General features: G+C 71.4%; 12 protein-coding genes and 1 pseudogene. 5 read left to right on the top strand and 8 right to left on the bottom strand.

Annotated features, from left to right (window positions below; all coding sequences use genetic code 11):
• Window position 1: 1 nt before the first annotated feature.
• The gene (locus AB0J71_RS12565) at window positions 2-952 is read left to right on the top strand and encodes a winged helix DNA-binding domain-containing protein (protein ID WP_364414113.1); all 951 of its coding nucleotides are present in this window, start codon (window positions 2-4) and stop codon (window positions 950-952) included.
• Between the two features lie 212 nt (window positions 953-1,164).
• Here AB0J71_RS12565 and AB0J71_RS12560 read toward each other — a convergent pair.
• A pseudogene (locus AB0J71_RS12560) lies at window positions 1,165-1,503 on the bottom strand (FAD/NAD(P)-binding protein); the annotation flags it as partial.
• 108 nt (window positions 1,504-1,611) lie between these two features.
• Between AB0J71_RS12560 and AB0J71_RS12555 the strand changes: the two are divergent.
• The 3 genes from AB0J71_RS12555 (at window position 1,612) to AB0J71_RS12545 (ending at window position 4,931) form a co-directional block, all read left to right on the top strand.
• On the top strand, window positions 1,612-2,196 hold the full coding sequence (locus AB0J71_RS12555; RefSeq protein ID WP_352320324.1) for an RNA polymerase sigma factor: 585 nt from the start codon (window positions 1,612-1,614) through the stop codon (window positions 2,194-2,196).
• Window positions 2,189-3,298 carry a hypothetical protein gene (locus AB0J71_RS12550; RefSeq protein WP_364414111.1) on the top strand — a complete coding sequence of 370 codons (1,110 nt, stop codon included), beginning with the start codon at window positions 2,189-2,191 and terminating at the stop codon, window positions 3,296-3,298. The genes AB0J71_RS12555 and AB0J71_RS12550 overlap by 8 nt, the downstream gene beginning before the upstream one ends.
• A gap of 118 nt (window positions 3,299-3,416) precedes the next feature.
• Window positions 3,417-4,931 carry a heparinase II/III family protein gene (locus AB0J71_RS12545; protein ID WP_364414109.1) on the top strand — a complete coding sequence of 505 codons (1,515 nt, stop codon included), beginning with the start codon at window positions 3,417-3,419 and terminating at the stop codon, window positions 4,929-4,931.
• Window positions 4,932-5,211: 280 nt separating this feature from the next.
• Here AB0J71_RS12545 and AB0J71_RS12540 read toward each other — a convergent pair whose 3' ends face one another.
• Complete coding sequence (locus AB0J71_RS12540) at window positions 5,212-6,033, bottom strand: fumarylacetoacetate hydrolase family protein (protein ID WP_352320318.1); 822 nt, start codon at window positions 6,031-6,033, stop codon at window positions 5,212-5,214.
• Between the two features lie 440 nt (window positions 6,034-6,473).
• Between AB0J71_RS12540 and AB0J71_RS12535 the strand changes: the two genes are divergently transcribed.
• On the top strand, window positions 6,474-7,226 hold the full coding sequence (locus AB0J71_RS12535) for an IclR family transcriptional regulator (RefSeq protein WP_364414107.1): 753 nt from the start codon (window positions 6,474-6,476) through the stop codon (window positions 7,224-7,226).
• Window positions 7,227-7,272: 46 nt separating this feature from the next.
• Here AB0J71_RS12535 and AB0J71_RS12530 read toward each other — a convergent pair whose 3' ends face one another.
• The 6 genes from AB0J71_RS12530 to AB0J71_RS12505 all read right to left on the bottom strand — a co-directional run bounded on the left by AB0J71_RS12530 (window position 7,273) and on the right by AB0J71_RS12505 (window position 14,608).
• Window positions 7,273-7,695 carry a hypothetical protein gene (locus AB0J71_RS12530; protein ID WP_364414105.1) on the bottom strand — a complete coding sequence of 141 codons (423 nt, stop codon included), beginning with the start codon at window positions 7,693-7,695 and terminating at the stop codon, window positions 7,273-7,275.
• A gap of 128 nt (window positions 7,696-7,823) precedes the next feature.
• Window positions 7,824-9,872 carry a hypothetical protein gene (locus AB0J71_RS12525; RefSeq protein ID WP_364414103.1) on the bottom strand — a complete coding sequence of 683 codons (2,049 nt, stop codon included), beginning with the start codon at window positions 9,870-9,872 and terminating at the stop codon, window positions 7,824-7,826.
• A gap of 8 nt (window positions 9,873-9,880) precedes the next feature.
• A complete protein-coding gene (locus tag AB0J71_RS12520) occupies window positions 9,881-10,117 on the bottom strand; it encodes a hypothetical protein (protein WP_352320310.1) in 237 nt (78 codons plus the stop codon).
• A gap of 336 nt (window positions 10,118-10,453) precedes the next feature.
• Window positions 10,454-12,679, bottom strand: coding sequence for a glycoside hydrolase family 3 C-terminal domain-containing protein (locus tag AB0J71_RS12515; RefSeq protein ID WP_364414101.1), 2,226 nt, complete (start codon window positions 12,677-12,679; stop codon window positions 10,454-10,456).
• Window positions 12,680-12,690: 11 nt separating this feature from the next.
• On the bottom strand, window positions 12,691-13,296 hold the full coding sequence (locus AB0J71_RS12510; RefSeq protein ID WP_352320306.1) for a TetR/AcrR family transcriptional regulator: 606 nt from the start codon (window positions 13,294-13,296) through the stop codon (window positions 12,691-12,693).
• A 193-nt stretch (window positions 13,297-13,489) separates the two neighbouring features.
• On the bottom strand, window positions 13,490-14,608 hold the full coding sequence (locus tag AB0J71_RS12505) for a magnesium and cobalt transport protein CorA (protein ID WP_352320304.1): 1,119 nt from the start codon (window positions 14,606-14,608) through the stop codon (window positions 13,490-13,492).
• Window positions 14,609-14,611: the final 3 nt, after the last annotated feature.

The following is a 14,611-nucleotide window of genomic DNA, read 5'->3' as shown; positions in this document are numbered from 1 at the left end:
CATGAGAAGCGTCGAGGCCCAGCTCCTGCACCGCCCGCCCGGCCTCACCGCGGCCGACGTCGTCCGGCACCTGACCGCGATCCAGGCCCAGGACGTGCCCTCCGCCCTGCTCGCCTTCCGCGCCCGCTCGGCCACCCTTACACCGTCCGCTATCGAGGCCGCCTGGCAGGCCCGCGAGATCGTCAGGACGTGGGGCCCGCGCGGCACGCTGCACTTCGTGCACGCCGACGACCTCCCCTGGATCCACGCCCTCACCAGCAGCGACACCGCGGCCCTGCGCCGCCTGCGGCAGGAGGGCGTCACGGGCGACGACCTGCTCCCGCTCGCCGTGAACGCGCTCGCCGGCCAGGGCCCGCTGACCAAGGCCGAGCTGACGGAACGCCTCGCCGGACGGGCCCGCGGCCAGGGCGTCGTGCACCTGATGGCGCTGGCCGCCCATCACGGCCTGGCGGTGCTCGGCCCGTCCAGGGCGGGCAAGCCGACGTACGTGCACGCGGGCGACTGGCTCGGCGCGCCCGTCGTGCCCGAGCCCGACCGCGGGAAGGCGCTGAAGGAACTGGCGGTGCGCTACCGCCGTGCCCATCACCCGGCCACCCCCGAGGACCTGGCCGCCTGGTCCGGCCTGCCGCTCGGCGAGGCCCGCGCCGCCTGGCGGGCGAGCACCGACCAGGAGCCGCCCGAGCCCGGCGAGCCCGTGCTGCGCCTCGCGCCCGCCTTCGACGAGTACCTGATGGGCTGGCGCGGCCGGGACGGCGTCCTGGCCGCCGAGCACGCCGCCGAGGTGTTCCCCGGCGGCGGCGTCCTGCGCCCGGTCGTGCTGTCGGCGGGGACGGTCGCGGGCGTGTGGTCCAGGAAGGGCGCGCAGGTGAGCGTGCAGCCGTTCGGCGAGCTGCCCGAGGAGCTGGTCCAGGCGGAGGTCGAGGACGTCCGCCGCTTCCTCAGCGGTCGCTGACCGCGTCTCCGCCGCGCTCTTCCTGGCCGAGCCCCCGGCGGCAGGACGTCGAGCCGCATCTCCACGGCCGGCCCCGGCGGGACGTAGACGGCCCCGCTCCACCGCTCGGCGTGCCGGCCCGGCGTGAGCTGCTCCCGCGTGACCACGTCCGCGTGCCCGGTCGTCAGCACCGCCTCGTCCACCCGGTACGCCGTCCCGCCCGCGCTGACCCGCAGCCCGTCCGCCGTCCGCACGATCCGCGTCACCTCGGCCACCAACGGACGCTCCCCAACCCGCGGCGGCGCCGACGCGCGCAACGCCGCGAACGCGTCGGCCAGGTACTGCCCGTAGAGCCGGCGCGGCGGGCACTCCGCCGGGTCGAGGCCGCCCCAGACGGCCGGCGACCCGAACCGCTCCTCGGGCAGGAGACCGTCGGGCGAGCGCACCGTGCTCTCGCCCGCCGTCGGGTTCGCCCCGAACCACGCGGGCCGGCCGGACCAGCAGCCGTTCCAGCACCGACAACCCCCGCGGTCCCACCCCGACCAGGGCGATGACCAGCTCCCCCATGCCATCCGCCTACCCGGAAGAAAGGCATGTGACCGTTGAGAGTGAATTGTCGTGAAAGCGATCCGGCGCATCGGGTGATAAGAGAAGAACCACTTGACGCACGGAGGCTGGACATGACGGGGGAGACCATCGCGACGGCGGTGCCGTGGGCCGCCCGCGCGCCCGGCGAGCGCACGCTCGACGAACGCTTCGAGGAGGTGTTCGACCGGTACTTCGGCGAGATCCACGCCTACGTCGCGCAGCGGCTCGGCCCCGACCACGCCGAGGACATCGTCGCCGAGACCTTCCTGACCGCCTTCCGCAAGCGCGCGCACTACGACCCGTCGCGGGCGGGCGTGCGCGCCTGGCTCTACGGCATCGCCACGAACCTCATCGGCAAGCAGCGCCGGCTGGAGGCCCGCACGCTGCGGGCGCTCGGCCGCTGCGGCCCCGACGGCGACGCGCCCGGCCACGAGGAGGCCGTCGCCCTGCGGGTCAGCGCCCAGAGCCTGCGTCCCGACCTGGCCGCCGCCCTGGCCGAGCTCGACCGGCGCGACCGCGACGTGCTGCTGCTCGTCGCGCTCGCCGGGCTGAGCCACGACGAGATCGCCACCGTCCTCGGCATCCCGTACGGGACCGTCGGGTCGCGGCTCAGCCGGGCCCGCAGGAAGCTGCGCGTCCTGCTCGGCACGCACGTCCTGGAGGCCACCCATGCCTGACCCCCGCCCGCCCGCCTCCGACGCCCCGGGGCCGCGCTCCTCCTCCGTCCCCGAGCAGTCCGGGCCCGCTCCCGACCCGCGCTCGTTTCCTGGCGGTGACGACCTGCGAGCCCTGCGTGACCTGTACGGGCATCCGGCGCCCGCGCCCTACGCCCAGGCCAGGGTATGGCGGCGGGTGGCGGCCGGGCGCCGCCGCCGGCGCCTGACGCGGCTGTCGGCGCTCTCCCTTGCCACGGCCACGGCCGCCGCGCTCGCCGTGGCGCTCATGCTGGTCAGAGGGACGCCGCCCGCCGTGCCGGGCCGCTCGATCCTGCTAGCGGCGGCCAGTACGGCGGCCTCCGGACAGCAGGCGGCCTACTGGCACATCAGCCGGGTGCACGACGGCGACCGCCTCACCGAACTCTGGGCCACCCGCGACGGCCGAGCCTGGACCTGCACCTTCACCCCGGTTCCCGACTCCTCCCTCACCATCACCTCCACCCTGGCCCCCACCTCCACCCTGGCGCCCACCTCCTCCCCGGTTCCCGACTCCACCGTTACGATCACCTCCACCCTGGCCCCCAGCTCGCCCCCTGCCGCCTCCGCGTCGGACCCGGGCCGCGCCACCACCCCAGCGCCCCCCTCGGGGCCGGCCTCCGAGGAGAGCTGTGCGGGGCATGGGCGGGTCGTCCCGGTGACGGGCCGGGCGCCGTTCACCATGGCGGGCCGCGACCTGACGTTCCGCCAGATCCAGGAGCTGCCCGCCGACCCCGCGGCGCTCAGGGAGCGAGTGGCCGCCATGTTGCCCGCCGGTTCGGCGGGCCTGCTCGCCGACGCGCTCAGCGGCCTGCTGTGGAGCAAGCCGTCACCCCCCGCCGTACGCGCCGCCGCCTACCGGGCGCTGGCCGACCTGCCCGACGTCCGCTACCTGGGCGGTCGCGCCGACCCGCTGGGCCGTCCGGGGGAGGCGTTCAGCTATCCGCTCCCCACCGGCGTCCGGCGTACGTTGATCATCGACCCGGCCACCTCCCAGGTCCTGGCCGGCGCCGACGCGGGCGGGACCGGCAGCTCGCAGATCGTCCTCACGGCAGGCTGGACCGACCAGGCCCCCGACCTGCACTGACCCCCGACCTGCACTGACCCCCCACCTGCACTGACCCCCGACCTGCACTGACCCCATCCCGGCAGGCGCGTGACCGCCGCGCGGCGAGTTCAGCGCGCCCCGAAACAGGAGCCGCGACGTGTTCTGGCGTGCCCGCACGACCACCGGCAGGGCCATCTGCCTGAGCGACCAGTTCCCCGCCGCCGACGTCGCGGAGGTGATGGACGGACGAGTCCGATTCGCCGGCCTGCCACCCGCCGACCTCGGCACGGAGATCGACTGGACCGCCGACCCGTACGGCAACCGTTCCTGGGCGCTGAACCTGCACACGCTGCGCTGGGCGGGCCGGCTGGTCGCCGCGTACGAGCGCACGGGCGAGCGGGCCTGCCTGGAACGCGCCGCCGACGTGACCGCGCAGTGGATCAGCCGGAACCCGCGCGGCGGGCACGACCTGAGCCCGTGGGCGTGGGCCGAGCACGCCGTCGCCCTGCGCGCGCCCGTGCTGGTCTGCCTGAGCGAGCACGTGCGCACCCCGCAGCTGTGGGCGAGCCTGGCCGAGCACGGCGAGGTCCTGGCCGACCCCGCGCTCTACCGCGCGGGCCACAACCACGGGCTGGACCAGGACATCGGGCTGCTGCTCATCGGCTGCCGCCTCGGCCGCGCCAAGTGGCGTGACCTGGCCGTACGCAGGATGACCGGATCGGCCGAACTGGCCGTCGACGCCCAGGGCGTGCTGCACGAACAGGCCCCCCGCTACGGCCTGTACGTGCACCGCCGTCTCGGCGTGGCCCTGCGCGCGATCAGCGAGAGCGGCGCCGAGCCCCCAGCCCGCCTCGCCGCCCGCCGGACCGCGCTGGAGGGCTACATCGCGCACGCCACCCAGCCCGACGGCTGCCTGACCCCCATCGGCGACAGCCCGGCCGACACCCGCGCCCCCGGCTTCCCCCACGACGGCCCCCTCGTACGCGTCTTCGACGCCGGATACGTCTTCGGCAGGACCGCCTGGGACGACCCCCGCTCGGCCCACTACTCGATCAGGTTCGGCCCCGGCCGCCGCCTGCACGGCCACGAGGACCACCTCGGCGTCACCTACAGCGCCCAGGGCCGCCGCATCCTGGTCGAGGCCGGGTTCCACTCCTACGAACGCACCGAGTACGCGGCCTGGACCCGTACCCCGCAGGCCCACAACGTGCCCGTCCCGGACGGGGACTTCCGTCCTGGCACGGCCACCCGCCTGGTGCACGCCGACCTCGGCCCCGGACGCCAGGAGTTCGAGCTCGCCGACGACGCCTACGAGGTGACCAGGACCCGCCGCGTCCTGGTCGGGCACGGCGAGGACGTGATGGCCGTCCGCGACTCGGTGCCGTCGGGGACGCTGCGCAGCCTGTGGCACTTCGACCCCGCGCTACGGCTGGTCGAGCGGCGGACGGACGTCGTGGTTCTCGGCGACGGCGGCTGGCGGGTCACGCTGCTCCAGCGGCCCGCGACGGGCATGGAGGTGGGGACCACCACCGTCTCCACCGGCTACCTGCGCACGGAGGAGGCGGTGACGATCACGTCAGGAAGCGCAGCCGAGGTCCTGACCGTGATCCTCCCAGGCACCGCCACCGCAGCCGCCCCCCACCTACCCCCGCCATGGAACCCTTCACCCTGACCCGCACACCGAGCACACCGTCCTGCAGCGAGCACCGGCCCTCCCTATCGCCGGCATCCGTCCGCTGGGACCGCCCCTGCACCACGTCTCCTGGGCCCGCCGCCGAACCCTCGTGCAGTTCGGCAGCCACCCACGACGGCGCCGGCAGCACCGGGCGACGGTCGAGGTCGGCTGCGCACAGGCGATCAGGGAAGGAAACGTCGTCGCGGCACCCAGAAAGACCAGGTCCGGCCCGGGGCGGTCCGGGAAATACGTCGGCCCGGCGTCCGGCGAGGCCGGGTCAGGTCAGGCGGCGAGCCGTGTTCACCAGCTCGCCGACCCCCGCGATCCGGGTGACGACCTTGCTCCCGTCCATCAGATACCGCGGCGGCCTCCGGGCATGCCCCACCCCTCCGGGCGTGCCGGTCGCGATGACGTCGCCCGGCCGCAACGTGAGGATCTGCGACAGGTACGCGATCAGCTCGGCCGGCGGGAACACCAGGCCGGCCGTGTCCGCCTGCTGCACGACCTCCCCGTCCACCTCGCACTCCAGGGTCATCGCCCCGCTGATCTCGTCCGGCGTGACGAGGAAGGGCCCGAACGGCGTCGTCCCCTCGAACGTCTTGCCCTGCAGCCACTGCGCCGTACGGTTCTGGTAGTCCCTGGCCGTCACGTCGTTGAGCACCGAGTACCCGGCGATGGCCGCCTCGGCCTCCTCGCGCGAGGCGCCGCGCACCTCCGCCCCGACGATCACGGCCAGCTCACCCTCCCAGTCCATGGAGTCCGACACCGCGGGCAACTCGATGTCGTCGTACGGCCCGATCAAAGCCTCGGCGAACTTCGCGAACACCGTCGGATACCGCGGCAACTCCCGTCCCATCTCCAGGATGTGATCGCGGTAGTTGAGCCCGACACAGATGATCTTCCCCGGCACCGGCACCACGGGCGCCAGGTCCGCCGTGGACAGCGGATGCCGCGCCCCGTCCGCCGCGGCGGCCACCTCCCGCCAGCGCGGATCGGCCAGCAACATCCCGACGTCGGGCGCCCCGACCTCAACGGCGTGCTCCCCGTCGATCCGGACGGCGGCCGTACGGCGCGGCAGTCGCAGCGTCGCGAGCTTCACTCGAGCTCCTCTCGATACTGGTGCAGGCCCTCAGACGGGCGTGTCGGAGAAACAGAACAACTCGAACCGGGTCCGCGCCTGAAACCACCGCGTCCCGGATGCGGCGATGCCCAGGCGACAGCAGCCCCAGGCACTGGATGCCCGCCCGAAGGCCGGGGTGACACCCGGCGGACGTCCGGACCGGAGTGGGCCGGCACGACAGCCCCACGCTCGCCACGTACCCACCCCACCTCGCCCGCCCGCTGGACCGTCGGATGCAGCGTCTTCCACTCACCCCCACGCACCCGCGCCCCGACCCAGGACGAACACGCATCAAGCCGCCGACCTACTCCCAGAACAGGACGGATGCCCGGCGGTGAGGCCCGCATGTACCCCCCTCCTCGGGATTCATGCTGCCCAACGCTAGGGAGTAATTCCGCGTACTGCACTAGCGTTCTGCTGTGAAGAACAAGCCCGCGTATCCCCTGGGCTCGGTCGACAACGCGCTGCTCCTGCTCCACATGCTGCGTGACCAAGGACGTCTCAAGGTCACCGACGTCGCCAAGGAGCTCGGCATCGCCCGTTCGACCGCGCACCGCCTGCTGGCGATGCTGGTCTATCGCGACTTCGCCGTCCAGGACGAGCACCACACCTACCTGCCGGGCCCCTTCCTCGGCCCGGCGGCGGGCGACGGCGGCGGCTCGTCCCTGCGCGAGCTGCGCGCGCACGTCCGGCCGGCCATGGAGGCCCTGTGCGCCCGCGTCCGGGAGACCGTGAACCTCATGGTCAGGATGGGCACCGAAGTACGCTTCCTGGACAGCATCGAATCCCCGCAGATCCTGTACGTCGGCGATCGCCGTGGCACGATCCTGCCCGCCCACCGCGCCTCCGGCGGCAAGGTCCTGCTGTCCTCGCTGCCCCGCGACCAGCTCGCCGCCCTCTACCAGGACCTGCCCGACCAGGAACGCGCGTCCCTGCTCCGCGAACTCGACGAGATCCGCCCCCGCGGCTACGCCCTCAACCTCGACGGCACGGAACAGGGCGTCTCGGCGATCGGAGCGGCGTTACGCAACGGCCGCGGCACCCCCGTAGGCGCCCTGTCCATCTCGATCCCCTCGGCCCGCTACACCCCCGCACGCCTCCCGTCCCTCCTGACCGACCTCCGCCAATCCATAACCGAAGCCGAACCCCACCTCACCGACTTCCCCACCTGACCCGCCAGAAGCCCCCGACAGCCGCCGATCACCACAAGACAACCGACTATCGAGGGGAGGTGAGCAGCAACGGCTTGAGCTGCCGAAAAAACTCCACCGCATCCGCCAACGAATCCCTCCCCGGCGCCCCCTCCGTCACCTCGATGCTGAGCAGACGCTGGTAGTCAGGGGTCCAGCCGTAGACGAAATCGATCACGTGGCCGGTGGCATCTTTTCGTTGTGACGCGAATCCCGGCCGCAGTCCAGCAGGTAGGTCATTTCCCCCAGTGGCCACTTTCGTGTTCTCGAGTCCTTCGGGGCTGACCGGAGACGGCTCATGGACCTTGATGACCAACCCCAGCTCGCCTTCCAAGGCAAGACCGTCAACAACCGAGCAGGACCCGAACTGCCGCCCTCCACTCATTTTCGTACCAATGGCCCGATAATCCTTGAAGCCAGTGGCGATCTGGATGGCGTTCGCCGAAATCAAGTCGCACTCGCGCGGGCTAGCGGTGACGTTCCCGAGTGGCCGAGTGTTCGAAGCCGTGTCGGGCGGTGATGAGCATGCCGCCAGGAGGGGCAGGAGAGGGGCAATGCACAAAAGCGATAGTTTCCTTCTCATGAGTCATCCCCGCCATATTGCTTTTCCGCCGCCTTGAAACTTAGTGCAATGGCGACATCGGGCTGGCCAAAGACGCGGGCTGTTACGGGCAGGGACAGCCACTCGTCGTAGGCGGAACGTTGTTCAGCGTTCATCTCGGCCCAAGGTTTGATGGACCTGTCCGCAATGAAATGCCCCGGCGCACCAGGCGAGAAATCTTCATAGTAGTACGGGTGAGTCTGGGCAGAAGCGTCACCGAACAGGCCGTGGCGCATCATTACGGATGCCGTCAGATCGGTGAACATGTGCTTGGCCGCGCCCAGTGCAGTGTCGGCGTCCTGGCGAGCCTGCTCCTCATGACTCGGTGGAACCTTATCGAACATCAACCCTTTGGCTGTGTCGGTCATGAGTCCGACGAACTTCCCCGATGGCATCGGGATCAGACCGACCACCTGTTCGGTCAAGCTCTTGAAGGAGTTCAGGCGGACGTCGTCAGCTTTCGCCTTTGCGATCGAGGAAATGTTGGCGGCATCCGTGACCAACCAGGTCGTCATGCCGAGACTGCCCACTGCCCCGGCGAACTCCGCCCCTCCGCTACGAGCCATGCGCTCCTCGAGGATGTCCTGGCGCATGTTGTCTCGCTGCTGCTGTGTTGCTTCTGGGTGTGCCTCTTGCCATGTGATGAAGCCGCGTTCCACCTCTGTGGCGACCTTTGCCGCGAGTTCGTCCAGCATCCTGACGGCGTAGAGGCCATGCGCGGCGGCGACCGTCCGGAATGTTTCTTCGTCCTCGAAGGCCCACGTCATGGCCCTGCGGATTTCATCCGCATCGAATCTCGAACCATAGGGTTTCCAGCCGGGCAGTTCCTTGGCCGGATCAAGACCGCTTACGACGCCCGGCACCTCCTTGCTGAAGATTTGCGCGGAGCGGTGTACATCGCCGATGTACTGGGTGAGGACGGTGCCGAGGTGGGGGCGGGTGGAGGGGAGGTTGGTCTGGACCTTGGGGTCGCTCCAGAAGCGGACCGCCCATGAGGCGATCAGGGCGGACTTGTAGCCGCGTGATCCGCCCGGTGGCAGGTCGTGGTCGCGGAACTCCGTGGTGGCGGCCTGGATGGCCCAGCCGAGGTCGGCGTCGGCGTCGCCGAGCCAGGGGTGGGTGCGCATCAGGTACGCGAGGGGTTTGCGAGCGGGGTCGGTGAAGAAGTCCTGGGCCACGGCGGGGTGGTGGGCCAGGGCGATCAGGGCGGTGCCCATGGGGCTGAGGTCGCCGGGGGAGACGTCTCTGGGGCCGGGGAGCGTCCAGGGATCTCGGGGGAGGGACAGGTCGGGGGGATGGGCCAGGTCCTGGTCGTGCAGCTTGCGGACCAGGGTGAGCAGGAAGGTGTGGTCGAAGTCGCCGTCCTGGAGGAGTCTTTTCACGGCGAACGCGTCCTGGGGGTGGCCGATGTCCTCGATCAGGCGGTCGGCGTAGTCGGCGGCCAGGCGCATCCGGCCGACGCCGTGGGAGGCGGTGCCCAGCAGGGTGCTGAGCATGGTGAGGAACCTGTCCTGGGTGGCCGTGTCGTAGAGGAGGGGACGGTCGCCGGGCGGGAGGTCGGAGGAGTAGGCGCGGGCTATGAGCGATTTGAGTTCACGTGGCGGCATCAGGGTGAGGAAGGCCACGGCGAAGAACGGGTCGTTCTTGTGACGTTCGAGTTCGGCGACGGATTCTGCGTCGAGTGAATGGGATGCGATTTTTGCACGGAGTCGCGCGGCCAGTGCGGTGGCCGCGGCCGTGCCTTCGGAGGGGGATTTCGACAGCCATGGGGATTCGTCGGCCCACAGGACGCCGTCTTCGCCGGGGCGCCGGTCCGGGGTGGCGAGGATGAGGTCGAGACGGCCCTGGAGTGTGGGGATCCGGTCGTGCAGCTGGCGGCCGATGGTCGACAGCTGGGCCGGCCCCCACAGGGACAGGCCGAGGGTGGTGAGGGCTCGTTCGACTTGGAGGCCGATGTCGGGGAGCGTGCGGCCTGCTCGGTTCATGCCGTTGATGAGCTGGGTCATCAGGGCGGGGTCGATGCCCACGGGAGGGGTCATGAGGCGGGCTCGGACGGGTGCAGTGTGTCGAGCAGCCTCAGTGCCCGGGTGAAGAGGTCCTTGAAGCCGTGGTCCCAGGTGCGCAGGTCGGCGGCGAGGCTGTCGCCGGCGGGGCCCTTGAGCGCGCCGCCGTCCACCAGACGGATCAGGGCGGTCAGGTCGTTGGCGTGTTCGTCGCGCAGCCGTTCGATGTGACGCCGGGCGGCGGTTATTTCGTGCTGCGTCGCCATCATCACCCGATTTCGTTGCGCTTTGGGGGCGGGGGAGGGGTGGTCGATGGCATATTAGCCCGCCGCGTCGGCGTCGGTGAAATGAAAAAGGGGCCTCGCGTAATTCGGCTCTGGGCTGATGAATTAGAAGTGGGGAGTTCGTAATGATAAATAGACTAAACGCATTATTTGTTGGATAAAGGCGAGGAGGAAGTGTTGGGGTGGGTGTCAGGTGAAGGGAGACGAGCGCTGGTGGCGAGGCTGAGTGTGGAGGGCGCGGTGCTGCTGGGGGAGATGAGGGTGCGTCCTCTTGGGGGGACGGTCATGGGGTTTGCCCAAGAGGACGGATGGATGGACGGCCTAACGGTCATCCCCTGGGACGGCGTTCCGGGTGGCGGTGACGAGGTCGGCGACGACCTCGGCCGTCAGGCCGATGCCGAACGTGCGGAACTTGATCAACGGGATGCCGAGCGCCAGCCCCACCAACGGCGAATCGGTCCGGTCGAGGTCGGGCAGCCCCGGGGCCTGCCGGAGCCGTTCCTTCAGCACCCGGCCGCCCACCGGGTGCGCCAGCCACTCGCCCAGCGTGGACATCTCACTCAGTTCGCCCACATATCCGTCGCCGGGCGTGCTCAGCTCCGCGCGCAGCCGGATGTCCCGTGACGACGCGCCCACCTCGACGGTGAACGCGCCGGGGTCGATCCGCCAGCCGCCGCGCGTCACCGACCACCGCGCCAGGTCGCGCGGCCCGAGAGTGAGCCGTACGTGCTCGCTCGCCCCAGGGGCCAGGCCGACCTTGGCGAAGGCGCGCAGCCCGTGGCGGGGCCGCGAGGGATGTTCGGCCTCGAAGGCGACGTAGAGCTGGGCCACCTCCTGGCCGTGGCGGTCGCCGGTGTTGGTGACGGTGAAGGCGACGTCCCAGGTGTGCGGGCCGGTCTCGTGCACGTCCAGGTCGGAGTACTCGAACCGGGTGTAGGTCAGCCCGTGGCCGAAGGGGTAGGCGACCTCGGTGCCCAGCGTGTCGTGGTGCCGGTAGCCGACGTAGCGGCCCTCGCCGTACACGACGTGGCCGTCGGAGCCGGGGAAGTGCAGGTGGGACGGCACGTCGGCGAGGCGCAGCGGGATCGTCTCGGTGAGCCGTCCGGACGGGCTGTGCGTGCCGAGCAGCAGGTCGGCCAGCGCCGCGCCGCCCGCCTGGCCGAGCAGCCAGCCCTCCAGGACGGCCGAGGCGAGATGCCGCCACCCGGCCACCGACACGACCCCGCCGTTGGACAGCACGACGACCACCCGCGGGCACACCTCGGCCACCTGGTGCAGCAGCTCGACCTGGACGCCGGGCAGGTCGATCGAGGTGCGGTCGAAGCCTTCGGACTCGGCGGCCTCGGGCAGGCCGAGGAACACCACGGCCACCTCCGCCGCGGCCGCGCTCTCCACGGCCTCCCGGGCCAGGTCGGCGTCGGCCTGGCCGTCGAGCCGGTAGCCGGCGGCGAACGTCAGCCCCTCGACGGCCCGGCCGAGCGCGTCGAGCGCGGTGTCCAGGCGGGTGGGCACCACGTGCGAGCTGCCGTGGCCCTGGTAGCGCGGGGTGCGGGCGAGCTCGCCCAGCACGGCCACGCGCAGGCCGGGGGCGAGCGGCAGCACGCCGTCGTTCTTCAGCAGCACTGCGGAGGCGCGGGCGGCCTCGCGGGCCAGCTCGTGGTGCTCGTCGACGTCCCAGCCGTCGTGCCGCTCGCGGCCGGCGACGCGTTCGGCGAGCCCGGCCACGCGGCCCGCCGCCAGGTCGAGCACGGACTCGGGCAGGCGGCCCGAGCGCACCGCGTCCTCGATCAGGCCGTCGGTGCCGGTGGGCGGCATCTCCAGGTCCAGGCCGGCTTCGAGGGCCGCCACCCGGTCGTTGACCGCGCCCCAGTCCGACATCACCAGGCCGTCGAAGCCCCACTCCTCGCGCAGCAGGGTGGTCAGCAGCCAGCGGTGCTGGGAGGCGTACACGCCGTTGACGCGGTTGTAGGAGCTCATGATCGCGTACGGGCGGGCCTCGCGGACGATGTGCTCGAAGGCGGGCAGGTAGATCTCGCGCAGCGTGCGCTCGTCGACGTCCGCGCTGATCCGCATGCGGTCGGTCTCCTGGTTGTTGACCGCGAAGTGCTTCACGCAGGCCCCGACGCCGCGCGACTGGACGCCGGTGACCAGCGCCGCCCCCATCACCCCGGTGAGGTACGGATCCTCGGAGAAGTACTCGAAGTTGCGCCCGCACAGCGGCGACCGCTTGATGTTCACCCCCGGGCCGAGCACGACGTCCACCCCCAGCGCGGCGGCCTCCTTGGCCAGCGCCGCGCCCACCCGGCGGGCCAGCGCCGGGTCCCACGAGGAGCCGAGGGCCACGGCGGGCGGGAAGCACGTGGCGGGCTCGCTGCGGGTCAGGCCGAGCGCGTCGCCGGCGTCCTCGCGCTGGCGGCGGATGCCGTGCGGCCCGTCCGACAGCGTGAGCGCGGGCACCGCGTCGCGGACCGCCGTGGTGTGCCAGGTGTCGCTCCCGGACGTGAGCGACGCCTTCTCTGCCGTGGTGAGGTCGGGGGGGAGAGCCATGGAACACCTCGTTATCTGGGCTGCAGTCCTAGTTGCTTGAGGAAGGTGATGACGGCGGCACGCATGTCCACCTGGTCCGGGTCGAGCAGCCACTGCGTCTGCAGGCCGTCGACGAGCGCGATGAGCTGCTGGGCGACGGCGTCGGGATCGTGGTCGAGCGGCGGCGTGGCGCGTTCGAACAGGGCGCCGAGCAGCCACGCGGCCTGCCGGCGCAGCCTGCGGTAGCGCTGGACGAAGTAGTCGTGGGCGGGATGGCCGGGATCGGCGGCCTCGCCGGAGATCTTCACGTACAGCCCGACCAGGCCGGGCGTGCCCATGTTCCTGGCGACCTGCTCGACCGCGCGGTCGAGCAGCTCCTGCGGCGAGAGCCCGTCGTCGGGGCCGCCCATCAGCTCGCCGTCGACCTCGTCGCGGCGGCTGAGCACCTGGATGAGCAGGCTCTCCTTGCCGGGGAAGTGGTGCAGCAGCCCTGCGTGGGTCAGGCCCGCGTGCGCGGCGATGTCGCGCAGCGACACCGCGTGGAAACCCGAGCGGGAGAACAGCTCCGTGGCGGAGTCGAGGATGCGGGCGCGCGTGCGCTCGCCCTTGCTCCCTCGCCGTGGCGTCGGTTCGGTCACCGGCCGGCCTTTCTGGGTCTGGGGGCACGCGGGCTGCGAATGCGGGCCGGGGGACCGCGGGATCGGCCCTCCACCGGCTCGCCCAAGAACCTACCACGTGGTTAGTTTCGCGGACCAACGCCCGCGGCGGACCACGGCGGACCACGGCGGACCACGGCGTACCGCAGCGGACCACGGCCGACCGCGGCGGGCCCTAGAGCCAGTCGCGGCGTTTGAAGACCATGTAGAGCACCATGCACACCGCCGCCATCAGCAGGATCGCGAACGGGTAGCCGAACACCCAGTGGGTCTCGGGCATGAAGTCGAAGTTCATCCCGTAGATGGTGCCGACCAGCGTCGGGGCGAACAGGATGGCCGCCCACGCGGAGATCTTCTTGACCTCCTCGCCCTGCTGGATGCTGGCCTCGGTCATGCGGGCCATCTCCGCGTTCTGGGCCTGGGTCACCAGCGTGGAGTTGACCACCAGGATGTTCTGCAACATCTGGCGGAAGGCCGAGATGCGCTCGGTCACGGTGATCGCGTGGTCGGCGACGTCGCGCAGGTAGCTCTGCAGCTCGTCGTTGACGCCGTACTTGGCGGCGCCGGCGATGAAGCCGTGGATCATGCCCACCAGCGGCGCGGTGGCCCGCTGGAACTCGATCACCTCGCCGGACAGCTCGTAGACGCGCCGCGACACCGAGGGGTCGCCGCTGAAGACCTCGACCTCGATCTCCTCGATGTCCTTCTGCAGCCCGGCCACCACCGGCGCGTAACCGTCGACCACGGCGTCGAGGATCGCGTACAGGACGGCCTGCGGGCCCTGGCGCAGCAGGTCGGGGTCGGACTCCATGCGCTTGCGCACGCCCTGCAGGTCGGGGGCCTCGGCGTGGCGCACGGTGATCACGAAGTTGGGGCCGACGAAGACGTGCAGCTCGCCGAAGGCCACCTCCTCCACGTCGTCGAGGTAGCGGGCGGCGCGCAGCACCACGAACAGCGTGTCGCCGTAGCGGTCGGCCTTGGCCCGCTGGGAGCCGACGATCGCGTCCTCCAGCGCCAGCTCGTGCAGCTCGAACTCCTCGGCGAGCTTGACCAGCTCCCACTCCTTCGGACGGTAGAGGCCGATCCAGGCCATGCTGTCCGGCATCTGCTTGAGTCGTTCGAAGGCGTCGGCGAGCGAGCCGGGGTTGTCGACCCGCTCGCCGTTCTGGTAGACGGCGTTGTCGATCACGGTGGGCCGGTAGGGGTGCTCCTCGGCGGCGCGCGGGTCCATCGAGTGCTCCGGCGCCTCCTCGCGGTTGTCACCGCTGCGCCTGAACCCCTTCACCCTGGCCATGCA

The organism is Nonomuraea sp. NPDC049637 (assembly GCF_040675235.1).
In the GTDB taxonomy this organism is placed as follows: Bacteria; Actinomycetota; Actinomycetes; order Streptosporangiales; family Streptosporangiaceae; genus Nonomuraea.
Note: the sequence above shows the minus strand (reverse complement) of the source record. Positions and strands in the feature narration are given on the sequence as shown.